This window comes from Sediminibacterium sp. FW305-C-269, from assembly GCF_058231045.1.
Genome location: NZ_JBIQXQ010000002.1, coordinates 118,111 through 140,723, shown reverse-complemented (window position 1 = coordinate 140,723; position 22,613 = coordinate 118,111). Strand labels below are relative to the sequence as shown.

18 protein-coding genes are annotated in these 22,613 nt (G+C 48.1%); 6 read left to right on the top strand and 12 right to left on the bottom strand.

Features of this window, described 5'->3' with window-relative positions; genetic code table 11:
• Positions 1-15 precede the first annotated feature (15 nt).
• Positions 16-1,086, top strand: coding sequence for a dipeptidase (locus tag ACH3Y6_RS06000; RefSeq protein WP_490834688.1), 1,071 nt, complete (start codon positions 16-18; stop codon positions 1,084-1,086).
• Positions 1,087-1,112: 26 nt separating this feature from the next.
• Here ACH3Y6_RS06000 and ACH3Y6_RS05995 read toward each other — a convergent pair whose 3' ends face one another.
• A complete protein-coding gene (locus ACH3Y6_RS05995; RefSeq protein WP_490834687.1) occupies positions 1,113-2,024 on the bottom strand; it encodes a S66 peptidase family protein in 912 nt (303 codons plus the stop codon).
• Between the two features lie 232 nt (positions 2,025-2,256).
• Here ACH3Y6_RS05995 and metG point away from each other — a divergent pair, with 232 nt between their 5' ends.
• Positions 2,257-4,404, top strand: a complete 2,148-nt coding sequence (metG, locus tag ACH3Y6_RS05990) for a methionine--tRNA ligase (RefSeq protein ID WP_490834686.1) — start codon at positions 2,257-2,259, stop codon at positions 4,402-4,404.
• Between the two features lie 135 nt (positions 4,405-4,539).
• On the opposite strand, the gene ACH3Y6_RS05985 is transcribed toward metG, so the two are convergent.
• From ACH3Y6_RS05985 to ACH3Y6_RS05970, 4 genes are all read right to left on the bottom strand, one after another.
• Positions 4,540-5,109, bottom strand: a complete 570-nt coding sequence (locus ACH3Y6_RS05985) for a hypothetical protein (protein ID WP_490834685.1) — start codon at positions 5,107-5,109, stop codon at positions 4,540-4,542.
• Positions 5,110-5,356: 247 nt separating this feature from the next.
• A complete protein-coding gene (locus ACH3Y6_RS05980; protein WP_490834684.1) occupies positions 5,357-6,049 on the bottom strand; it encodes a gluconate 2-dehydrogenase subunit 3 family protein in 693 nt (230 codons plus the stop codon).
• A 113-nt stretch (positions 6,050-6,162) separates the two neighbouring features.
• On the bottom strand, positions 6,163-7,905 hold the full coding sequence (locus tag ACH3Y6_RS05975; protein WP_490834683.1) for a GMC oxidoreductase: 1,743 nt from the start codon (positions 7,903-7,905) through the stop codon (positions 6,163-6,165).
• 233 nt (positions 7,906-8,138) lie between these two features.
• The gene (locus tag ACH3Y6_RS05970; RefSeq protein ID WP_490834682.1) at positions 8,139-11,516 is read right to left on the bottom strand and encodes a vitamin B12-dependent ribonucleotide reductase; all 3,378 of its coding nucleotides are present in this window, start codon (positions 11,514-11,516) and stop codon (positions 8,139-8,141) included.
• Between the two features lie 405 nt (positions 11,517-11,921).
• Between ACH3Y6_RS05970 and ACH3Y6_RS05965 the strand changes: the two genes are divergently transcribed.
• Complete coding sequence (locus tag ACH3Y6_RS05965) at positions 11,922-12,677, top strand: phosphoglycerol geranylgeranyltransferase (protein ID WP_490834681.1); 756 nt, start codon at positions 11,922-11,924, stop codon at positions 12,675-12,677.
• Between the two features lie 157 nt (positions 12,678-12,834).
• Here ACH3Y6_RS05965 and ACH3Y6_RS05960 read toward each other — a convergent pair whose 3' ends face one another.
• From ACH3Y6_RS05960 to ACH3Y6_RS05950, 3 genes are all read right to left on the bottom strand, one after another.
• On the bottom strand, positions 12,835-14,133 hold the full coding sequence (locus ACH3Y6_RS05960) for a M28 family metallopeptidase (protein ID WP_490834680.1): 1,299 nt from the start codon (positions 14,131-14,133) through the stop codon (positions 12,835-12,837).
• Between the two features lie 116 nt (positions 14,134-14,249).
• The gene (locus ACH3Y6_RS05955) at positions 14,250-14,981 is read right to left on the bottom strand and encodes a LytR/AlgR family response regulator transcription factor (RefSeq protein WP_490834679.1); all 732 of its coding nucleotides are present in this window, start codon (positions 14,979-14,981) and stop codon (positions 14,250-14,252) included.
• Positions 14,982-15,003: 22 nt separating this feature from the next.
• Positions 15,004-16,056 carry a sensor histidine kinase gene (locus ACH3Y6_RS05950; RefSeq protein WP_490834678.1) on the bottom strand — a complete coding sequence of 351 codons (1,053 nt, stop codon included), beginning with the start codon at positions 16,054-16,056 and terminating at the stop codon, positions 15,004-15,006.
• Between the two features lie 191 nt (positions 16,057-16,247).
• On the opposite strand from ACH3Y6_RS05950, the gene dxs reads away from it, so the two are divergent.
• The gene (dxs, locus tag ACH3Y6_RS05945; RefSeq protein ID WP_490834677.1) at positions 16,248-18,182 is read left to right on the top strand and encodes a 1-deoxy-D-xylulose-5-phosphate synthase; all 1,935 of its coding nucleotides are present in this window, start codon (positions 16,248-16,250) and stop codon (positions 18,180-18,182) included.
• 72 nt (positions 18,183-18,254) lie between these two features.
• Here dxs and ACH3Y6_RS05940 read toward each other — a convergent pair whose 3' ends face one another.
• The 3 genes from ACH3Y6_RS05940 to ACH3Y6_RS05930 form a co-directional block, all read right to left on the bottom strand.
• The gene (locus ACH3Y6_RS05940; RefSeq protein WP_490834676.1) at positions 18,255-19,097 is read right to left on the bottom strand and encodes a segregation and condensation protein A; all 843 of its coding nucleotides are present in this window, start codon (positions 19,095-19,097) and stop codon (positions 18,255-18,257) included.
• Positions 19,098-19,257: 160 nt separating this feature from the next.
• Positions 19,258-19,707 carry a large-conductance mechanosensitive channel protein MscL gene (gene mscL / locus ACH3Y6_RS05935; protein WP_490834675.1) on the bottom strand — a complete coding sequence of 150 codons (450 nt, stop codon included), beginning with the start codon at positions 19,705-19,707 and terminating at the stop codon, positions 19,258-19,260.
• A 52-nt stretch (positions 19,708-19,759) separates the two neighbouring features.
• The gene (locus tag ACH3Y6_RS05930) at positions 19,760-20,506 is read right to left on the bottom strand and encodes a PPK2 family polyphosphate kinase (RefSeq protein ID WP_490834674.1); all 747 of its coding nucleotides are present in this window, start codon (positions 20,504-20,506) and stop codon (positions 19,760-19,762) included.
• 70 nt (positions 20,507-20,576) lie between these two features.
• On the opposite strand from ACH3Y6_RS05930, the gene ACH3Y6_RS05925 reads away from it, so the two are divergent.
• The gene (locus tag ACH3Y6_RS05925) at positions 20,577-21,443 is read left to right on the top strand and encodes a DMT family transporter (protein WP_490834673.1); all 867 of its coding nucleotides are present in this window, start codon (positions 20,577-20,579) and stop codon (positions 21,441-21,443) included.
• A gap of 25 nt (positions 21,444-21,468) precedes the next feature.
• Positions 21,469-21,840, top strand: coding sequence for a nucleoside triphosphate pyrophosphohydrolase family protein (locus tag ACH3Y6_RS05920; protein ID WP_490834672.1), 372 nt, complete (start codon positions 21,469-21,471; stop codon positions 21,838-21,840).
• Positions 21,841-21,963: 123 nt separating this feature from the next.
• On the opposite strand, the gene frr is transcribed toward ACH3Y6_RS05920, so the two are convergent.
• On the bottom strand, positions 21,964-22,527 hold the full coding sequence (frr, locus tag ACH3Y6_RS05915; RefSeq protein WP_490834671.1) for a ribosome recycling factor: 564 nt from the start codon (positions 22,525-22,527) through the stop codon (positions 21,964-21,966).
• Positions 22,528-22,613 lie beyond the last annotated feature (86 nt).

Here is a 22,613-nt window from a genome sequence, read left to right as displayed (position 1 = left end):
TCACAATCCGCCGCCATGTTCATCTTCGACGCCCACCTGGATCTCAGTATGAATGCTATGGAATGGAACCGCGATCTGCGGTTGCCGGTGCATGACATCCGCGAAACGGAAAAGGGCATGACCGATAAACCCGATCGTGCCAGAGGAACCGTTTCCCTGCCTGCTTTACGCGAGGGCAATATCGGCATCGTGGTAGCCACACAGATTGGACGGTATGTGGCACCCGGCAGCACCCTCAGTGGCTGGCACTCGCCCGAGCAGGCCTGGGCACAAACACAGGGACAGTTGCAGTGGTATCGGGCCATGGAAGAAGCGGGCGAAATGATACAGATCTGCAACCTGGCAGAACTGGAACAACACCTGTTGCTTTGGAATAACGGTGAACCGAATACACACAAGGCCATCGGTTATATCTTAAGTTTAGAAGGAGCCGATTCTTTGGTCACAATCGATCACCTGCATCGTGCCCATGCCTATGGATTACGTGCCGTAGGGCCGGGACATTATGGACCTGGCCGTTATGCCAACGGCACCAACGCCAGCGGTCACCTGAACGATATGGGCAAATCACTGCTGAAAGAAATGCAACAACTGAACATGATCCTGGATGCCACGCATTTATGCGATGAAGCGTTCTGGGATGCCATGGAATTATTTGATGGCAGTATCTGGGCCAGTCATAACCATTGTCGCAGCCTGGTGAACCATAACCGCCAGTTCAGTGATAACATGATCCGGACCCTGATCCAGAAAAAAGCGGTGATCGGCGCCGCCATGGATGCGTGGATGATTGTTCCCGGATGGCAGAAAGGAATGTCAGATCCCAAACAAATGAACTGCGGACTGGAGCAGGTGATCGACCATATGGACCATATCTGCCAGATAGCCGGAAACACCCTGCATGTAGGCATTGGAACAGACCTGGATGGGGCTTATGGTACGGAACAATGTCCCTATGATATCGACACGATCGCAGACCTGCAGCAGATGACCGGCTTACTGATGAAACGCGGATACACACAAAACGATTGCGAAAACATCATGCATGGTAACTGGCTCAGGCTTTTAAGACAGGCCTGGAAATAACCTTTCCGAAAAGTCTTCGGACCCACCTATACCAATTCCTTCAACACAGTTTTGCCGGCGGTGACCGTTAACCGGTGTATAACCCCCACTTTTAAAGCATAGTTATTTTTTTCATGACTCACCGGGAAATCAAAACAAACCGGGTATTTGAATTCCCGCACATGCGACTGAATGATCGTATACACATCGGAACCAAAAGGCAGGGTAGTGTCTTTCATTTCCGTAAAACCGCCGATCACCAGTCCGGCCAGTCCATCCAGCATGCCGCTGCGTTTCAATTGCAGGAACATGCGGTCAACATTATAGATATATTCACCCACATCTTCCAGGAACAGGATCTTTCCTTTGGTGATAAAAGAAGCACTGCTTCCCACCAAGTGTGCCACCAGGGAAAGATTACCTCCCACCAGTTCACCTTCGGCCTTTCCGGTGCGGTTCAGTTTGTGTGCCGGACAGCTATAATTCGAGGCCGTTCCCTTCAGGGCTTTTGCAAGAGATTGTACATATTCCTTTTTATGAAGTCCGTGATTGAACGCGGCCGCCATGGGAGCATGCAGGGTTGCTATGTTCAATTGGCGGTACACATGCGCATGTAACACCGTGATATCACTGAAGCCGATCAGCCATTTGGGATGTTTCTTGAATCGGGAGAAGTCAAGCCCGTCAATAATCCGGCTCATACCATACCCGCCTCTTCCGCAAAGGATGGCTTTTACTTCTTTATCGTCGAGCATGGTTTGCAGGTCTTCCAGCCGTTCCGCATCGGTTCCGGAAAAATAGTGGAACTGGTTACCCAGGGTTTTACCCACCCTTACCTGGTACCCCCATTCCTGCAGTACGCGGATGCAGGTCCTGGCTTTGGCTTTGGGCATATATCCCGATGGGCAAACGATCCCGATCAGGTCTCCTTTTTTGAGGTAAGGCGGCAATTTGATCATGCAACAATATTACTGAACTGTTGCTATATCTGAGTAGAACAGTCGCGGCTCAGTCGCTCGGCTCCGCCGAGTGAAGCCTATCCCCAGGCTTCCAGCCTGAAAACCCAAAAGTCTGAAAGTAACTAAAGCCTTACCATTTAAAAACCACAAAGCCCTTCTCCCCCCTCAAAATTGCCTTCTTACAAGGATTACTTACTTTTGCAGACTTTCCCAACCGGAAACCACTGAACCGATGAACACACCCAAAAGATATTTGATCACTTCCGCCCTCCCTTATGCGAACGGACTGAAACATATTGGTCACCTGGCTGGTGCCTACCTGCCTGCGGATATTTATGTACGTTACCTGAAAGCGCAAAAACGTGACGTGGTTTTTGTATGCGGCAGTGATGAACACGGAACGGCCATACCCATTCAGGCCACCAAAGAAGGCACTACGGCAAGAGCGATCATAGATAAGTATCACCCCATCATGGAGCAGAACTTCAGGGACCTGGGGATCGAATTCGATATTTATCACCGGACCAGCGATCCTCTGCACCATGAAACCGCACAGGAGTTCTTTACCAAACTGAACAATAACGGCGACCTGGAGATCAAGGAAAGCGAACAGTACTTTGATGAGCAGGCCAATAGTTTCCTGGCCGACAGGTATATCAAGGGTACCTGCCCCAACTGTAATTTTCCCGGTGCCTATGGCGACCAGTGCGAAAGTTGCGGTAAGAGCCTGAGCCCGGATGAGCTGATCAACCCGGTGAGTACACTCAGCGGTAATCCGCCGGTGAAGAAACTGACCAAACACTGGTACCTGCCCCTGAACAGGCACGAAGATTTTTTACGCAACTGGATCCTGAAAGAACATGCCAGCGATTGGCGCCCGACCGTAGTGGGACAGTGCAAAAGCTGGATCGATGGCGGACTGCAGCCCCGTGCCGTAACCCGTGATCTTGACTGGGGCGTAAAAGTGCCGTTGAAAGAAGCTGATGGAAAAGTATTGTACGTATGGTTCGATGCACCCATCGGTTATATCAGCGCCACCAAACAGTGGGCGCTGAACAATGAAAAGGACTGGCGCCCTTACTGGGAGGATAAAGAGACTAAACTGGTGCATTTTATCGGCAAGGACAATATCGTGTTCCACTGCCTGATCTTCCCGGTAATGCTGAAACTGCATGGGAATATCCTGCCCGATAACGTGCCTTCCAATGAGTTCATGAACCTGGAAGGAGACAAAATGAGCACCAGCCGTAACTGGAAGCTGGATATGCAGGATTACATAGACGATTTTATTAAAAAAGAGAATGGCGGCAGCCAGATGGCAGATGTACTGCGGTATTATCTGACCCTGATCGCCCCGGAAACCAAAGACAGTGAATTTACCTGGCAGGGTTTCCAGGATGCCAATAACAGCGAGCTGGTCAGTATTTTTGGCAACTATATAAACAGGAGCCTGGTACTGATGCACAAGCTCTGCAAGGGTAAGGTACCACCTTTGCATAATGATGCTTTAACGGAACTTGACAGGGCAACCATCGAAGAGATCGAAGCCTGCAAACAGAAAGTAGAGAACCTGCTGGAGCAGTATAAATTCCGCGACGCCTTGTTTGAAGTGATCAACCTGGCACGTACCGGCAACCAGTACATGCAGAAAAAAGAACCCTGGATCCAGGCCAAACAGGTGGATGCCGATGGTAATGTTATCCGTGAAGCACAACAGTCGATCGACAATACCCTGCATATCTGTTTACAGCTCTGTGCCAACCTGGCCATCCTGATCAATCCTTTCCTGCCGTTTACGGCTAAGAAAATATGTCACCTGCTGAAAGTAGTGGACAAGATGCTGGATTGGGAAAATGCCGGCAAGATGAAATTATTAAGCGTTGGTTATACATTACGGGCGCCTGAATTGCTGTTCCGCAAGATCGAGGACAGCGAGATAACCTATCAATTGGAAAAATTAAAAGCAGCAAGCGTGAATCGTGAATCGTTAGTCGTGAGTGGTCTTGTTACTGCAAAAGTGGAAGAGCCCAAAACAGCCGTCAGCCCGGTAAAACCAGAGATCGTATTTGATGATTTTGCCAAGATCGATCTGAAAGTAGGTAAAATCGTAAGTGCCGAAAAAGTGGAGAAAGCCGACAAACTGCTGAAACTCTCTGTTGACCTGGGTTTTGAGACCCGCACCATCGTATCAGGCATTGCCATGCATTTTGCACCCGAAGAGATCGTAGGTAAACAGGTGACCGTAGTCACCAATCTTGCTCCCCGTAAAATGAGGGGAATTGAAAGCAATGGTATGATCTTAATGGCAGAAGACGCCAACGGAAAACTTCATTTCATCAACCCGGAAACAGAGATCGATCCGGGTGCGGGAGTGAGTTAAGCGTTAGGTGTTGGTTAAAATAGTTAAAAGGGTTAAAGGGGGCAGGAGATATGTTACCCCTTTTAACCCTTTCGTTTTTAAGTTATCGGCATCTCAATAATAAAATAGCACAATATAACATGTCAAAAACAGAGGTCAATTAGTCATATCATATACAACTGTTTTGCCTGTTTTCCATTTTCTACTCTTATAAACGAGTGCAACTATAGCTGAAAAAACAGACTTCCCTTTATTAGCTGAATAAGAGTGATCGATAAATACCAAAGAACCACTCCGGTTTGCATACACCCCATTAAGATAAAGCCTGCCAAGAACATGTATTTTCTTATCCGAAAAAACACTGCTGTCAAAACTGATTATCTTTTCATTCTCAGCCTGTTTTAACGCTTTACTATAATCCTGGATACAAATCAGTGAATCCTTAATTAAAAAAACATTTTTTATTCTCGTCGAAGCATTTCCCTTAAATACTTCCCTTCCTGAAAGAAAAATAACAGAAGGCAACAGATTACCCTTTTTCTGAAAGGGCTCGCTTAATAAACTTCCGGTTTGCACAACAGTAGAATCGTAATATATATTCTTAAGCCAAGAATATACCGGGGCATCATATCGCTTCATATTTTGTGCCGATAGCTGGTTGCATCCCTGTATAACTATCCCAAAAAAACTGACCAGAAAAACAATCTTATTGAATTTGCTTTTCATAGATCCCTTTAAAAATTAATTTCTCACTTCTTCCTGATTTACGTGTTCTGAATAATTTCTTATAATCCACTTTACATACCAATTCAAAAAGTCTCTACCTCAATCACAAAAAAAACTATTCATATAGTTGTATTAAGCACTTAATAGCCAGGGTAAGAAGACATAAAAAGGGTTAAAGTAGTCAGAAAATCTGTTACCACTTTAACCCTTTTAACTATTTTAACCTTTTTAACCTCTTTAACGATCCCTACGCCTTATCAAAGCTCACACACTCTTTCAATTCTTTTTCCGTATACGCGTATCCGTACTGTTTCAACACATCATCCGGCACTCCATTCCACTGGTTAGGGGTATTGCCCATATAACCCAGGTCTTTTACGCCGATCTCGGATGTGTAGAAACCGGTCATTACCATGTCGCGCATTTTGTTGAAAAATGCAACACCCTGTTGCATGCCAGGTTTGATGGTTCGTTTGTTCTTACTGATGGCTCCCTCTACTTCCGGATAAGCGATATCTTCCACGATCTCTATTTGCTGTTTGTGATCAGCATCTTTGAACGCTTTTCCGAAACGCTTCAGGCTCTCCACATCCAGCCAGCGTAAACCGCCACGCAAAGGGGTCTGGTGTTCCGGCATATCTTTCACAATGAACTCCAGGAACTCATGCACTTTGGCATCAGAAGCACTGCCACTCACCTCATCTTTCGGGAGAATGATGTCTTCGAGTACGATGATCGTAGCCATTTCATGTTCGGTGAAGAACTTAGGCTCCGCCTCAATTTTCTTCAGGTAGTCCTTCTCTTCCTGCATCCGGTCTTCCAGTTTCGCATCCGGCGATGCAGCGATGGCTTTCTTGTCACTATTCTTGCAGGCTTCTACCAATACCCCCGAAGCGGCTGTACCGATCAGGAGTGCTTTGATGGATTTTCTTCTGTCCATAATGATCACAGATTGATATGGTTTATTATAATCTCTGATGGATATGATTATTAGTATGATTTCACTGAAAGAACAATCTGTGCGATCATACTAATAATCATATCAATCAGCGATCAAAGGTTTTGTTTTTTCATTTCATCAATAATATACTCCGAAGCACGCATAGAGAGCGCCAGGATCGTCCAGGTGATGTTCTTATCGGCCTGTGAGGTGAACTGGCTGCCATCCACGCAGAACAGGGTCTTGCAATCGTGTGCCTGGCTCCATTTGTTCAGGGCAGAGGTCTTACGGTCTGCACCCATACGAACGGTTCCGGCTTCGTGGATGATGTTGCCGGGGTTGTTCAGTCCCCAGTTGTTCTTTTCATCATCATCTCCGCCCCAGGTAATAACGGCTCCCATATTATGCAGGATCTCTTTAAAGGTCTCCTTCATGTGTTTGGCCTGCTTGATCTCGTACTCGGAATGATTGGTATGGAAACGCAGAACAGGGATCCCGTATTTATCAACCACTTTCGGATCTATCTCGCAATAGTTGTTGATGTTGGGAACCGCTTCACCCCTGCCGGCCATACCTACGCCTGCTCCATAGAAGAAGCGGGCATCTTCTTTCAGTCCGGCACCATAACCTCCGGCTTCCTTGGTTTTACCATTCACCATATACTTGCCGTTCTGGTATTGCATGCCCATACCGAAACCATATGCCGGCTGGCCCATGCCTCCCCAGTACTCAATATGGTAACCACGAGGGAAGTCTAATTTTTTATTGTCTAACCACCACGGCGTATACACGTGCATACCTCCTACACCGTCTTCGTTGTAACGCTTGCGGCCATACAATTGTGGCAATACACCACCTACAGCGGCACCGGTAGAATCGTGCAGGTATTTACCTACCACATTGCTATCGTTGGCCAAACCATTGGGATGGCGGGTTGATTTTGAGTTCAGCAACAGACGGGCGGTTTCGCAGGCACTGGCTGCCAGTATCACTACACGGCCGCTTACCTGGTACTCCATCATATCTGCTTTGTTCACATAAGAAATGCCTGTAGCAATACCTTCAGCATTGGTTATCACTTCACGCGCCATGGCATTGGTGATCACATCTACGTTACCAGTTGCCACAGCCGGTTTGATGAGTACGGAAGAGGACGAAAAATCGCCATACACTTTACAACTCCTGCCACACTGCGCACAATAGAAACAAGCGCCACGCTCATCATTGATTTTTTTGGTCAGGATCGATAAACGGGAGGGGATCACAGGAATACCCATACCTGTTGCCGCTTTTTTGATCATCAGCTCATGCAGCCTGGGCTTGGGCGGCGGTAAAAAAATACCATCCGGATCATTGGGCAATCCTTCATTAGATCCAAAGACCCCGATCAGCTGATCGATCTTATCGTAATAAGGTTTCACATCTTCGTAACCGATGGGCCAGTCATCACCCAATCCGTCAATACTTCTGCGTTTGAAATCTTTCGGACCAAAACGCAGGGAAATACGCCCCCAGTGATTGGTACGTCCACCGATCATACGTGCCCGCCACCAGTCCCATTTGGCACTGCCTTCGGCCATAGTATAGGGTTCTCCGTCAATTTCCCAACCCCAGTAACATCCGTCGAAATCACCGAAGGGTCTGAACTTGGTGCTGGCGCCACGGCGGGGAGAGTCCCATGGATTTTTTAACTGGGAAGAATGTTTGGCAGGATCATAATCAGGTCCTGCTTCTATCAGGCATACTTTCAGGCCCGATTTGGCCAATACATACGCAGCCATACCGCCACCCGCACCGGAGCCAACAATGACGGCATCGTATTTCTTGCTTTCTTTTTTGATCTGGAGATCGCCCATATAGCAATATTGATTTTGAGATTCGTTGAGGGAATGAAAATAAGTTATTTCGGTTGTTACAAAAAGCGTTTTAGCCGAAAGTCAAAAAAGTATCGGCAAGGGATAAGAAAAGATATTTACCTGCTATTGCCTGTATTCCATATTGTAAAACAAAATACTGTGCCTGCATACCCTACAGGCAAAAAATAAGGGCCTTTCGGCCCTTATTATATATCAGTATCTAACGGATGTTTTTAGCTGCAACCCATACTGTTACCACAGTTCAGGCATTTGTAGCAGGTACCGCTGCGGATGGTGATATGTCCGCAGGTATTACAGGCCGGCGCATCGCTCTGCATGTTTTTGGCAGCAGCGTTCACGGCGTTCATTCCATTGTCTTCATTCACCGTTGCGGCTGCGCGCTGTAATTTCTGCGGCTGGGGAGCGGCGCTGGTATTGGCAGACGGTGCTGTTACACGGATGCTGCTCAACTCAGGTTTTCCCAGGAATGTGGCATCTCCTGCATCATCCCCTTCACCGGTATTGCCGATGCTGGGTTTGTCCAGCACGTGTACAAGGTCGGTACGGCCCAGGTATTCGAAGGCAAGCGCACGGAATACAAAGTCTACCAGTGAAGTGGTGGTCTTGATATTCGGATGGTCTACCATACCGGATGGTTCGAACTTGGTGAATACGAATTTCTCTACGAATTCTTCCAATGGCACACCATACTGCAGGCCCACGGAGATCGCGATGGCGAAACAGTTCATGAAACTTCTGAGGGTAGAACCTTCTTTGGCCAGATCGATGAAGATCTCACCCAGGGTTCCATCGCTGTACTCACCGGTACGCAGGAAGATCACCTGTCCGCCGATCTTCGCTTTCTGCGTAAAACCACGGCGTTTGGCCGGTAATGATTTTTTCTCTACGATACCTGATAAAGCGCGTTTGAACTTGGTATCGGTAGAAGCCTGCATACGCTTCTGTACTTCCTCCAATAATTCATCTACAGTTAATTTGCTCAGGTCTACGATCTGTGATACAGTCTCGGCTGCTGCAGCAGGCTCGTTCTCAGCAACCGCATCCTCCCCCTTTTCGTCTGTCTTCTTTTTCTTGTCCGACTTATTGCTCAAAGGCTGGCTCAGTTTGGAACCATCGCGGTACAGGGCATTGGCTTTGAGGCCCAGCTGCCAGCTCAGCATATAACAATCTGCAATTTCCTCGATTGTTGCCTCATGCGGCAGGTTGATGGTTTTTGAAATCGCACCGCTCAGGAAAGGCTGACAGGCCGCCATCATACGGATATGTCCGTAAGCGTGGATATATCTTTCGCCTTTTTTACCGCACTTATTGGCACAGTCAAATACAGGCAGGTGTTCGTCTTTCAGGAAAGGCGCCCCTTCAATGGTCATGGTTCCGCACACATAATCATTGGCCGCATCTATCTGCTCTTCGGTGAAGCCCAATGCCTCCAGCAGGTTAAAGCTCCAGTCGGCATACTGCTCTTCGGTAAAGCCCAAACGCTGCATGCACTCATCGCCCAGGGTAAAGCGGTTAAACAGGAATCCGATCTCAAATGCAGATTTGGCTGCACCGTTCAGTTTCTCGATCTCGGGATCAGTGAATCCTTTCTCGCGCAGTGAAGTGGGGTTGATGAAAGGTGCCCCTTCAAAGCTGGCCGCTCCTACGGCATATTTTTCAATGGCTTCTGCCTGCTCCGGGTTGTAACCCAGGTTACGCAATGCCTGTGGTACTGACTGGTTGATGATCTTGAAATAACCACCACCGCTCAGCTTCTTGAATTTCACCAGGGCGAAATCGGGCTCTACACCGGTGGTATCGCAATCCATTACCAGACCAATGGTTCCGGTAGGGGCGATCACAGTGGTCTGTGCATTGCGGTAGCCGTATTTCTCTCCCAGCTGTACCGCTTCATCCCATGCTTTGGTAGCGGCTTTCAGCAGGTAATCCGGGCAGTATTTGGCATTGATGCCCTGTGGTTTGATCTCCAGACCTACATAGGCATCTTCTGCATCGTAAGCGGCAGCGCGGTGGTTGCGCATGACGCGCAGCATATCTTCTTTGTTCTCTTCGTATTTGTCGAAAGCACCCAGGAATCCGGCCATTTCAGCGGAGGTCTTGTAAGCCACACCGGTCATGATCGCAGTGATGGCGCCTGCAATACCACGGGCTTCCTCACTGTCGTAAGGGATACCGCTCACCATGAGCATGGAGCCCAGGTTGGCAAATCCAAGACCCAGTGTACGGTAATCGAACGACAGCTGTGCCACTTCTTTGGAAGGGAACTGCGCCATTAACACAGAAATCTCCAGAACAGTGGTCCACAGACGGCTGGTATATTCAAAACCTTCCACATCGAAGATATTGGTATCGTCATCGTGGAACTTACGCAGGTTGATGGATGCCAGGTTACATGCGGTGTTATCTAGGAACATGTATTCTGAGCAAGGGTTGGAAGCATTGATCCTTCCGCCTTTGGGACAGGTATGCCATTCGTTGATGGTGGTATCGTATTGGGTACCGGGATCTGCACAGCGCCATGCTGCATAAGAAATCTGCTTCCATACTTCGCGGGCCGGGATCTTTTTCATGGTACGGCCATCGGTACGGGCTTTCAGCTCCCAGTCACCATCGGCTTCCAGTACCTTGAAGAATGAGTTGGGGATACGCACCGAGTTATTGGAGTTCTGACCGGAAACAGTGGCATAGGCTTCTCCTTCGTAACTGTTGTCGTAACCGGCAGCCACCAGTGCGGCCACTTTATCTTCTTCCCCTACTTTCCAGTTAATGAATTCCATGATCTCGGGGTGATCCAGGTCAAGACAAACCATTTTGGCTGCCCTGCGGGTAGTACCGCCGCTTTTGATGGCTCCTGCAGCACGATCGCCGATCTTCAGGAAACTCATCAGACCGCTGGAAGTACCACCACCTGATAATTTCTCACCACCGCCACGGATCTGAGAGAAGTTGGTACCCACCCCTGATCCGTATTTGAAGATACGGGCTTCACGGGTCCAGAGATCCATGATACCGCCCTCATTTACCAGGTCATCATTCACACTCAGGATAAAACAGGCGTGTGGCTGAGGACGCTCATAGGCATTGGTTGATTTCTTTAATTTCTTGTCCTTGGGATCCACATAATAGTGCCCCTGGGGTTTACCGGTGATACCATAGCTCTCGTGCAGACCGGTATTGAACCACTGCGGAGAGTTAGGCACACAGGCCTGGTTCAGGATGCTGTATACCAGCTCCTCATAAAATACCTGCGCATCTGCTTTAGATGCAAAATAGCCATAACGCTCACCCCATACGCGCCAGCAGTTGGCCATACGGTGTGCTACCTGTTTCACACTGGTTTCGCGCCCAACCGACCCATCCGGCTGGGGAACACCCGCTTTACGGAAATATTTCTGTGCGAGGATATCCGTGGCAATCTGACTCCATTGCTTGGGAACCTCCACATTGTTCATTTCAAAAACTTTCTCCCCGTTGGGGTTCTTGATTACGCTGTCGCGGTAATCATATTCGAACATATCGAAAGGGCTCACACCATCTTTGGTGAAGCGGCGACTGAATTGTAAGCCTTTGGTAGCGCGAGGGTTAGACATAATGCAGGTGTATTTTTATGGGTTCTGGATAAATTCCCCCGGCCTAACAAAAAAGTTAAGCGGTTGACGAAAATATCCTTCCGTTTTCAGATATCCTGTTCTGAAATATCAACAGGTTGTGGATAAGGAATAGCGAATATTTCGCACCTCAAATCCCCATTGATTTTGAGCGAATCTGCACAGGTGTAGAAAATAATTTTTGCCCAAACAGGCTGTTAAACCAATAATTTTCCGTAAATGTGAGTAGTTAAACAGAAATAATCCTGTGGGGGAACAACTACCCCCTAACCACCCAATTCGCCCGGAATGGCTTATCTTTCCGAACGGTATCGAAAACACAGCTGAATAAGCGGTTTTAAATAAAAACTTTTTTGCATTTTTGCAACAGTATCTATCCACTACTGAATGAAACCAGGCTTGTATCAACAATTTGAGACCAATAAAAAATCGGGCAAGAAATCCTTTGCTGTACTGATTGACCCCGATAAGGTCGATAATGAAAAGATCGATCAACTGGTGACGCTGGCCACCGATGCCCGGGTAGATTATTTTTTTGTAGGTGGCAGCCTGGTCATTTCCAGTCACCTGGATGAATGTATCCAGCAGATCAAAGCCAATTGCCATATCCCCGTGTTACTGTTTCCCGGGTCTCCCTCCCAGGTTAGCAAATATGCGGATGCACTTTTATACCTGTCGCTCATTTCCGGTCGTAACCCAGAACTGTTGATCGGTCAGCACGTGATCAGTGCCCCCTTTGTTAAAAAGAGCGGTCTCGAGATCATGCCTACCGGTTATATGGTGATCGACGGTGGTGCCCCTACCACGGTATCGTATATTTCAAACGCTACGCCTATTCCTGCCGACAAGAACGAGATCGCCATGTGTACTGCCATGGCGGGAGAAATGCTCGGCATGAAACTGATATACATGGATGCCGGCAGCGGCGCCAAACGTCCCATTCCCGAGTCCATGATCGAAAAAGTGGCCCGTAACATCAGTATCCCCCTCATCATCGGCGGCGGCATTACCGAACCCGAAAAAGCTTACCACAACTGCAAAGCTGGTGCCGATGTGATCGTAGTGGGCAATGCCATCGAAAAAGACCCCTCCCTGATCAAGGAGATCAGCAACGCCATACATAGCGTGCCGGTGAGTGCGTGAATGGTGAGTGGTGAGTGGTGAGTAGGTAGTGTAATACAAATTCGTTAATGAATAAAGGGGTTGGTTTTAAACTGATATCAGTTAAAACCAACCCCTTCCTCTTTACCCCCTATTGACCATTCACCATTGACAACTGCCTACTCACCACTCACGATCCTCATCTCAATCCGGATACATCCACCCTCGAAGGTGTTTCTTTACCGCTGACAATACCGCGTGAGCTGAGCGCAATGGCGTTGATGATCATGGCCATGTTCTCCATATCCAGTGTGCCGATCTCGTCACTGGCTTTGTGGTAATTGGGTTCATTGTCCATTTTGGAAGTGGAAATGGTATGTGCCGGTACACCCAGTCTGGCCAGGGTAGCATTATCTGAACGGTAGAAAAGGTTCTGTGTGGGATAGGGATCCGGATAGAAGGTAAAACCGGTTCCTTCCAGGTTGCCCTGCAGGATCTTTCCCATATCTGTTTTTTCATACCCGGTGATATAGGCTGAATTCCTTCCCCACTTGCTCTCGGTACCGATCATCTCGATATTGAACATGGCTTTCACCTCTTCCGGGTTGAACTGGCGCGAAAAATAAGTTGCCCCGAAGCCGCCCACTTCCTCTGCGGTAAAAGCCGCGAAGATGAGCGTACGTTCGTTGTTGTTCAACGCCTTGAAATATTTGGCCAGCATGATCACTGCCGTGGTTCCGGCAGCATCATCATTGGCGCCGTTGAAGATAGAATCGGTCAGCACATTGCCCTGACGATCCTTGCTCATGATACCCAGGTGATCGTAGTGACCGGAGAAAATCACATACTCGTTCTTTTTGCTTTTACCCGGCAACACGCCCACCACATTAGCCAGCGACTGCTCGGTAAACGTATGTTTGGCACTTACCTCAAAACGTTTGGGGTTGGCAGCAGCCAGTATGAACACCGTACTGTAATCCGATTGGTACAGCTGCGATTTGGCACGGGTAAGCTGGTTGAAGGTTTTGGCGTAACTCGTATCTACCAGCACCAGGTAGTTCTTTTTGGCATTGATATACTTTCTTGCTTCGGAGAACAGATTGGCACCTGCAGCGATGGTCACTTTTTCATAACCCGAAGTTTCATCCAGTTTCAGGTCTTCCTTGCAGGTCACCACGATTACATCTCGGCTGTCTACCGATACCCCATCAAAGCTGCAGCTGGCGCTGATGAATTTGGGACGCAGCATGGCGAATGATTGCAGGTAGGTTCCGCTGTTCTGTACTGTCTGCAGACCTGTCTGTCTGAATTCATCGGCAATGAATGCTGCCGCTTTCTCGATCCCGGGTGTGAAAGTGCGGCGGCCTTGCATATCATCAGCAGACAGGATCCGTTCGATCCGCTCCACTTCTTTGGCATTGATGATGGTTTCTGCCTTTTGTGCAAAAACGCCGGCAGTCATGGCTAACAATACCAGCAGAGAAGATATTTGTTTCATATGTTGTTGATTCATGTAATGATGAGAGAACAAGATAATGACAGGAAAGGGTTTGCCCCAAATATTCTGACAAGCGGACAAACGAGCATAAAAAAAGGGCGCCGGGCGCCCTGTTATCATAAACTCATCATTTCCTTGAACTTCACTGTCTGCCTGCGGCTCACTTCTATCTTCTCGCCCCCTTTCAGGTCTACCAGCAGTCCCCCGTTGAAATAAGGCTCGATCTTTTCGATCCAGCGGAGGTTGATGATATGTTTGCGGTTGGCCCTGAAGAACATCCTTTCATCCAGTCTTTCCTCCAGCGCATTCAGCGATTTCAGGATAAGGGGTTTGTGCGTACCGAAAAACACTTTGGCGTAGTTACCAACGCTCTCGAACAGGCGGATCTCACCCAGTTTCACAAACCAGCAACGTTCGCCATCTTTCACGAACACCTGGTCGAACTCGGTCAGCGGACCGCGGTTCAGTCCATTGATACCCACATTCTCTTTAAAGATCTCTGCCTGCAGTTTCTGAATGGCATCGGCTAAGCGTTTGGGTTCTATCGGCTTTAACAGGTAATCCAGTGCATTCACCTCGAAGGCTTTGATGGCATATTCGTCATAAGCGGTGGTGAAAATGACTTTAGGAGCTTTTTCCACTTCAGCCAGCAGATCGAAACCGGTTTTGCCGGGCATCTGTATATCGAGGAAGATCAGATCGGGGTTCAGCGTTTCTATCTTCTCAATACCGTCATCCACATTGGCGGCTTCCTCGATCACTTCAATATCGGAATGATCCTGCAGCAGTTTTTTTAACTCGTTGCGGGCCAGCCTTTCATCATCAATAATAATTGCTTTGAGTGCCATACTACTAATTTATGAATAGAATTTAAGAATGCAATTCCTGTACCGGCATTTTCACCACGGCTTCCACCATGTTCTGTTCGGTATTCCGGATTTCAAATGAAGCTTTCCCGCCAAACAACAGTTTCAGTCGGTTACGGGTGCTGTTGATGCCGAAGCCATCACTGTTGCCGTTCGCATCCAGGTGACCGCTGTTCTGTACAATCAGTTCATGCTGGTCATTCCGGTAATCCGATATCACGCGGATCAGTCCTCCCCCCTTCTGTTTGCCAATACCGTGTTTGATGGCATTCTCTACCAGTGTCTGCAGCATCATCGGCGGAACGGGCTGGTCGAGGGTGTCTTCATCAATATCGTATTCCACCTGTAACCTGTCCTCAAAACGGATATATTCCAATGCCAGGTAATCTTTTACAATATTCAGTTCGCGTTCAAAAGGCACAGTTTCCATTTTCTCCGCCTGCATGCTGCTTCGCAGGATATTACTCAGTTCGGTGATAGCTGTACGCGCCCTTTCCGGATTCTCGTCTACCAGCGCACGGATACTGTTCAACGCATTAAAAATAAAATGGGGATTGATATGCGATTTGATGGTCTTGAGCTCCAGCTCTTTTACCAGGCTTTCGAGACGGGCTTTCTGGATCTCGGTTTTGGAACCCAGATCAACATAATGCCAGATATAATAGGCTGAGAACCAAACCAACACCAGGGGTGAATCGAGAATCAGGTTATAGAGAAACCTCTTTTCTACCGATACTTTGATCTTGGGATCATACATTTTCAGCCATTCCACGAGGGCGCTGTTGGCGAGGTTGAACAGGATGATGATACTGAGCACGGTAATGATCAGCAACCACCATTTCTGTACCTGTATGGGTGGCCGGAGTTTCAGCCGGACGATGAGTTCCCTGAGCAGGTGCGTAAACGTTAGCCCGATCAGAATGGTAATGGCAATGCGGGGGTACAGGATATTATTGGTCTTATTCTCGAAAATAAATGCGAAGAATACCATGGTCAACCCATAGAATAACCAACCACCCAACTGGCAAGTCCAGTATAATGAAGATTTACTTCTCATGTTGGAACAAATATAAACGGAAAGCATGCCCCAAGCCGCCCGAAATTTGATTAAAGGCAAAATCAGCCTCTGTTTGGCAGAAATTAATGTTTTGAACCGCCGAACCTTCCGGTGATCCGGCATGTTTCTATACCCGAACAAAGCCCTGTTTCCGAACAAAATGCCTATTTTTACCATATAAATCCGTCTGCATGCAGATAACCGCAGGTCCCCTGTTACAATCGATCAATAACCCCGACGATCTTAAGAAACTCAGTCGCGAACAGTTACACCAGGTTTGCGATGAACTCCGTCAGTACATTGTAGACGTAGTAAGCGTTCATGGCGGTCATTTTGCGGCCAGCCTTGGCGTGGTAGAGCTCTCTGTAGCCCTGCACTACGTATACAATACTCCCTACGATCAGCTGGTATGGGATGTGGGCCACCAGGCCTACGGACATAAGATCCTGACCGGCCGGAGAGATAATTTTGTCACTAACCGCAAATACAAAGGCATCAGCGGTTTCCCGAAACGCAGTGAGAGTGAATACGATACTTTCGGCGTGGGGCATTCCTCCACCTCTATTTCGGCTGCCCTGGGTATGGCCATGGCTGCCAGGTACAAAGGCGAGAGCCGGAAATCCGTGGCTGTGATCGGTGATGGCTCCATGACAGCCGGAATGGCATTTGAAGCCATGAACCATGCCGGCGTGGCCAATAGCGACGTGCTCATCATCCTCAACGATAACTGCATGAGCATTGACCCCAATGTAGGCGCGCTGAAAGAATACCTGACCGATATCACCACATCGCCCACTTACAATAAAATGCGCGATGATATCTGGAACCTGATGGGCAAACTACCCGTAGGCAAGAATTTCAGTCGCGATATGGCCAGCAAACTGGAAGCGGGACTGAAAAGCGTAGTAACCAAGAGCAGCAACCTGTTCGAAGCTTTGCAGATCCGATATTTCGGACCCATAGACGGGCACAATATCACCAAACTGGTAGATACCCTCAACGACCTGAAAAAGATACCCGGCCCCAAACTGTTACACATTGTGACCGTAAAAGGAAAAGGATATGCACTGGCCGAAAAAGACCAGACCAAGTGGCACGCCCCAGGCCTGTTCGATAAAGTGACCGGTGAGATATACAAGAAAAAGATCGATACGCCCCAGCCACCCAAATACCAGGATGTGTTCGGGCACACCATGATCGAACTGGCAGAACAGAACAAGCATATCATGGGTGTAACCCCTGCCATGCCAAGCGGTTCCTCACTGAAATTCATGATGGAGCAAATGCCGGACAGGGCTTTTGATGTTGGTATCTGCGAACAACATGCCGTTACCGTGAGTGCCGGACTGGCCACACAAGGCATGCGTGTTTTCTGCAATATCTATTCGTCGTTCATGCAAAGGGCCTACGACCAGGTAGTGCACGATGTGGCGATTCAGAAACTGCCTGTGGTCTTTTGTTTGGATCGCGCCGGACTGGTTGGCGAAGACGGACCTACCCACCACGGCTGTTACGATATTCCTTATATGCGCTGTATCCCCAATATGGTGATCAGTGCACCTATGAACGAACAGGAATTGCGCAACCTCATGTATACTGCACAGCTGGATAAAAATAACTATCCCTTTGTGATCCGCTATCCGAGAGGGGAAGGCATGATGCCGGAATGGAGAACCCCCTTTGAGGAATTACCGATCGGCAAAGGAAGAAAATTAAAGGATGGAGAAGAGATCGCTATCTTAAGTTTCGGACATCCCGGCAATTTTGCACAGGCCGCCATACGTGAACTGCGGACCCAGGGCATCAACCCCGCACATTACGATCTGCGGTTTGTAAAACCCATTGACGAAGACCTGTTACACGAAGCGTTCAGCAGGTACAGCAAAATTGTGACCGTAGAAGATGGAACCGTTGTAGGCGGATTTGGCAGCGCCATTCTTGAGTTCATGAACCGGCATAATTACAAAGCGGATGTAACCATACTGGGTATTCCCGACAGGCTGGTAGAACACGGAACCCCCAAGGAGCTGCACCGCGAATGTGCCTACGATGCACAGGGTATTGCGGATGCCGTCAGAGAACTGATGAAAGAAAAGATCACTGTCCGCAGCGCTATCGTAGGATAAACGAATATAAAAGACAATAAAAAAATCCGGTTCAGTTTGAACCGGATTTTTTTATTTGACCGAAAGCAAGAACTATTCTTCCGGCAGTGACGTATCTTCTTCGCCAATGGCATTATCGCCGATGATATCCGAATCACCCACATTACCTTCTGCTTCCAGGTCTTCTTCGCGGTGTTCATTCCATTCTACGATGAAATTGTTCATACCTGGACCTACCAGCAGTTTCATGAATTTCTGCTGCGAAAGTTCCAGCAGCGAAAGGAACAGGAAGAGGGCATGGATCCGGTCGTTACACACTTCAAACACTTTTTCGAAAGAGACCGTTTTTTCTCTTTGTACCACATTCAGCATATAGTCGCGACTGCCCTCCATGGTGTAGTTATACCTCACCACAGTATGCACGGGTTTGTTCTGGCGCTGTTGTACACGCAGCATCACTTTCTCAAAAGCTTTCATCAGCTTGAAGAGAGTAATGTTCTGTATCTCGGTGCCCTCTGAAGCCTCTTCGCCGATCATGGATATTTCGCGCTGCAGATTGCCGCGTTTGATCATCAGCATGCGCTCTGCTTCCATTTCGGCCATTTTAGCGGCAGCTTCCTTAAAGCGTTTGTATTCGAGGATCTTGTCGATCAATTCCTGGCGCGGATCGATCTCGTTACCCTGCGCATCCACTTCCTTACGTGGCAGCAATAACCTGGCTTTGATCCGCATCAGGGTGGATACGAACAGGATGAACTCACTGCTCAGCTCAATATTCAGTTTCTCTCCCTGGTGAATGAACTCCAGGAAATCATTAATGATCTTGGTGATGGGAATATTATAGATATCCAGTTCATCCCTCTCGATAAAAAACAATAACAGGTCGAAGGGGCCCTCAAACTGGTCCAACTTGATCTGGTAACTCACATTATTCACGGGTCATAGCTTTAGCTGCAAAGAAAACTGAATAAGGCATATAACGGGCACCCGGGGAACAATAGTTATCCACCGGCGAGGGGCTGTGAGGCGTCAGTCGTGAGTAGGGAGTAGGTGGCTCATTAAGGTTTTCCCATTCACCACTCACACCTCACGAACGTCAATCCTTCGTTTCCGCCCTTTTCAGCGAATCGCGGATCTCGGCCAGTAGTTTATCGGCATTGGAGGGTTCCGGCGGGGCAGCGGGTTTGGCTGGTTCCTCGCGTTTTAGTTTATTGATGGCTTTAATCACCAGGAAGACGGAAAAAGCCACTATGATAAAATCGAAGAGGTTGGTGATGAATGCGCCATATTTTACGGCCACTTCGGCCACTCCGGGAGTTACGACCGTACCGGCAGCATCCTTCACTTCGGGAACGGCATCTTTTAACACCCATACCTTATCATTGAAATTGACCCCACCGGTAAGCATGCCCACCAGTGGCATCACGATACCATCTACAAAAGAAGTGACGATCTTTCCGAAGGAAGCACCCATTACAAAGGCAACGGCAATGTCTACGAGGTTGCCCTTCATGGCAAACTCCTTGAATTCTTTCAGCATTCCCATAGTAGGATATTTTATTTTCGTTAAAATACGACAATGCCTCCAACCCGCAAAGCTATTTTTTCAATCCGGGGTATTGCATTTTTAAAGAACTGAGCAGGTCATGCAGGGCTTTTGCCACCAGGTATTCCTTGTACCAGTTCTGGTCGGCCGGTATGATATGCCAGGGTATTTTGTTGCAATGTGTGAAACAGTCCTGGTACATTTTCATATACAGGTCCCAGAGTTTGGCCTCTTCAAAATCCCGTTCGTTGTATTTCCACTGTTTCTTGGGGTCACGGATCCTTTCCTGCAAACGCTGTTGCTGTTCTTCCGGTGAAATATGCAGGTAAAATTTCAGGATATGCGTATGATTGTGTTTCACCAGCAATTCTTCAAAATCGTTGATAGCTTTCATGCGTTCGATAGCCAGCTTATCGCTGCACCACCCATGTACGCGGGTAACCAGCACGTCTTCATAATGCGACCGGTTGAATACCTGTATCACGCCTTTCGGAGGTACGTGCTGATGAACACGCCAGAGAAAATCGTGCGACAGCTCTTCCGGTGTAGGCGCTTTGAAAGGACGCACCCAGACACCCTGGGGATTCAGCTTGCCGAGTACATTGCGTATCAATCCGTCTTTGCCACTGGCGTCCATTCCCTGTATCACAATCAGTACGGCATGTTTGGATTGTGCAAACAGGAGGTTCTGCAGGTCGTCAAGTTCTGCCAGCAGTTTGGCTGTTTTTATCCGGGTCCGTTCCTTACTCCATCCCTTGGGAGCCCGGGTAGTCATCTTTTTGATATGCTCGGTTGCCATAGGTTACGTTTCCATAAATTTATTCCTTTGCTTTTGTAAAAACACCAACTTTGGCCAAATTAGTCGGGCATTGAAAGACAAACTCATCCACTGGTCACTTTTTCTCGTGTTATCCCTGATCTGGGGCAGCTCCTTTATCCTGATGAAAGAAGGCATGCGCGTGCTTACACCCTACCAGGTAGCCTCGTTAAGAATACTCAGCGCCGGAGTGATCCTGATACCCTTTGCCCGCAAAGCGTTGAAGGAAGTACCCAAAGACAAATTATTCCTGGTGATCCTATCCGGTTTATTGGGGAGTTTTTTCCCTGCTTATCTTTTTTGTATTGCCGAAACCCGGATAGACAGTTCGCTGGCGGGCATCCTGAATGCGTTAACGCCTTTGTTCACCATCCTGCTGGGTATGGCTTTTTTCCAGTTACAGGCCGGCAGCCGGAAGATCATCGGTGTGCTGGTGGGTTTTGCTGGGCTGTGCCTGCTCATCGCCCCCAAAGGAAATTTTCGTTTTGAAGATTTTTCCTATTCCCTGCTGGTATTGCTGGCCACGCTCTTTTATGGCATCAATGTGAACATGGTAGGCAGGCATATGCAGGGCGTGGGTTCGCTCAATATCGCTTCACTGGCATTTGTGTTTCTCATCATACCCACCCTGATCATTTTACAGATCACCGGTTATTTTGCCTTACCGTTATTGCATACCGACGTGCTATTGTCAACACTCGCGTCCGTTGTATTGGGTGTATTCGGAACAGCCATAGCGTCTATCCTGTTCTACATGCTGGTAAAAAAAGCCGGGACCCTGTTCGCTTCCATGGTCACTTACGGTATCCCGTTCATTGCAGTGATGTGGGGACTGTGGAGCGGCGAAACCATTACCTGGCTGCAGGTGGGTTGTCTGGGCATCATCCTCGTAGGCGTATACCTCGTTAATAAAAAATAATGCTGTTCATCATACTTATCAATCTATGAAACTTGATCTGGAAAAATTCAGGGAACTGAATGTACAAAGGGCGAAAGAAGGTTTTAAAACCTACGATAACCAACCCCTCACTTACTGGACCACTGCACTGGCAGGCGAAGTAGGCGAACTCTGCAATATGATCAAAAAAATGCAGCGCGTAGCCTTAGGCGGTGTGGATGGCGGCAGCAGTTATACGGCCAAAGACATTACACCGGAAATGTTACAGGAAGAGATCGGCGGTATCGCCATTTACCTGGACCTGCTGGCTTCTTTGCTGGGGATCTCACTGGAGCAGGCGATCGTGCAGACTTTTAACGAGAAATCGGAAAAATACGGGTTTACACAATATTGGAAGGAGGAGCAGGCTGGAGGCTAGATACTAGATGCTGGATGCTGGATGCTAGATCCTGGATACTAGATACTAGATACTAGATGCTGGATATTGGATACTTATTCCTACCAGTATCCAGCATCTAGCATCCAGCATCTAGTCCCCATCCTACACTGTCATGATTTCTTTTTCTTTGATGGACAGGTGTTTCTCTACCAGGCCAATGAACTTATCTGTCAGTTCCTGGATGGTTTTTTCACCATCTTTAGCCGCGTCTTCACTCAGGCCGTCTTTCTGCAGTTTTTTTACCTGTTCAATGGCATCGCGGCGGATACTGCGGATGGCCACTTTGGATTGTTCCCCTTCTCCGCTGGCTTTTTTTACCAGTTCTTTTCGTCTTTCTTCTGTCAACGGGGGCAGGAACAGACGGATCTGCATACCATCGTTCTGTGGGGTGATGCCGATGTTGGCCTGCATAATGGCTTTTTCAATAGCCTGCAGCATATTCTTTTCCCATGGCTGGATGCTGATGGTACGGGCATCCAGTACGCTCACATTGGCCACCTGGGCAATGGGGGTTGGGGCACCATAATATTCTACATTCACGCCATCCAGCATACCGGGGTTGGCTTTTCCCGCCCGGATCCTGGTCAGTTCTGTTTCCAGGTGGGCGATCGCTTTCTGCATACCATCTTCCCCTTCCTGGATAATCATATGTAATTCGTCCGACATAACTATTGTTTAAAGTGGGGCGAAATTAATGAATAGTTTGGAGTTGGGAGCCTGTAGTTGGCGCCTGGTTTTTCCAGGGTCGAACA

What these genes read in the sequence shown, in the direction of transcription:
- ACH3Y6_RS06000 (WP_490834688.1), top strand. Translation starts at nt 16, where the DNA reads ATGTTCATCTTCGACGCCCACCTGGATCTCAGTATGAATGCTATGGAA.
- ACH3Y6_RS05920 (WP_490834672.1), top strand. Translation starts at nt 21,469, where the DNA reads ATGAAACTTGATCTGGAAAAATTCAGGGAACTGAATGTACAAAGGGCG.
- frr (WP_490834671.1), bottom strand. Translation starts at nt 22,527, where the DNA reads ATGTCGGACGAATTACATATGATTATCCAGGAAGGGGAAGATGGTATG.
- mscL (WP_490834675.1), bottom strand. Translation starts at nt 19,707, where the DNA reads ATGGGAATGCTGAAAGAATTCAAGGAGTTTGCCATGAAGGGCAACCTC.
- ACH3Y6_RS05930 (WP_490834674.1), bottom strand. Translation starts at nt 20,506, where the DNA reads ATGGCAACCGAGCATATCAAAAAGATGACTACCCGGGCTCCCAAGGGA.
- ACH3Y6_RS05995 (WP_490834687.1), bottom strand. Translation starts at nt 2,024, where the DNA reads ATGATCAAATTGCCGCCTTACCTCAAAAAAGGAGACCTGATCGGGATC.
- ACH3Y6_RS05950 (WP_490834678.1), bottom strand. Translation starts at nt 16,056, where the DNA reads ATGAGAAGTAAATCTTCATTATACTGGACTTGCCAGTTGGGTGGTTGG.
- dxs (WP_490834677.1), top strand. Translation starts at nt 16,248, where the DNA reads ATGCAGATAACCGCAGGTCCCCTGTTACAATCGATCAATAACCCCGAC.
- ACH3Y6_RS05980 (WP_490834684.1), bottom strand. Translation starts at nt 6,049, where the DNA reads ATGGACAGAAGAAAATCCATCAAAGCACTCCTGATCGGTACAGCCGCT.
- ACH3Y6_RS05965 (WP_490834681.1), top strand. Translation starts at nt 11,922, where the DNA reads ATGAAACCAGGCTTGTATCAACAATTTGAGACCAATAAAAAATCGGGC.
- ACH3Y6_RS05955 (WP_490834679.1), bottom strand. Translation starts at nt 14,981, where the DNA reads ATGGCACTCAAAGCAATTATTATTGATGATGAAAGGCTGGCCCGCAAC.
- ACH3Y6_RS05985 (WP_490834685.1), bottom strand. Translation starts at nt 5,109, where the DNA reads ATGAAAAGCAAATTCAATAAGATTGTTTTTCTGGTCAGTTTTTTTGGG.
- metG (WP_490834686.1), top strand. Translation starts at nt 2,257, where the DNA reads ATGAACACACCCAAAAGATATTTGATCACTTCCGCCCTCCCTTATGCG.
- ACH3Y6_RS05960 (WP_490834680.1), bottom strand. Translation starts at nt 14,133, where the DNA reads ATGAAACAAATATCTTCTCTGCTGGTATTGTTAGCCATGACTGCCGGC.
- ACH3Y6_RS05970 (WP_490834682.1), bottom strand. Translation starts at nt 11,516, where the DNA reads ATGTCTAACCCTCGCGCTACCAAAGGCTTACAATTCAGTCGCCGCTTC.
- ACH3Y6_RS05975 (WP_490834683.1), bottom strand. Translation starts at nt 7,905, where the DNA reads ATGGGCGATCTCCAGATCAAAAAAGAAAGCAAGAAATACGATGCCGTC.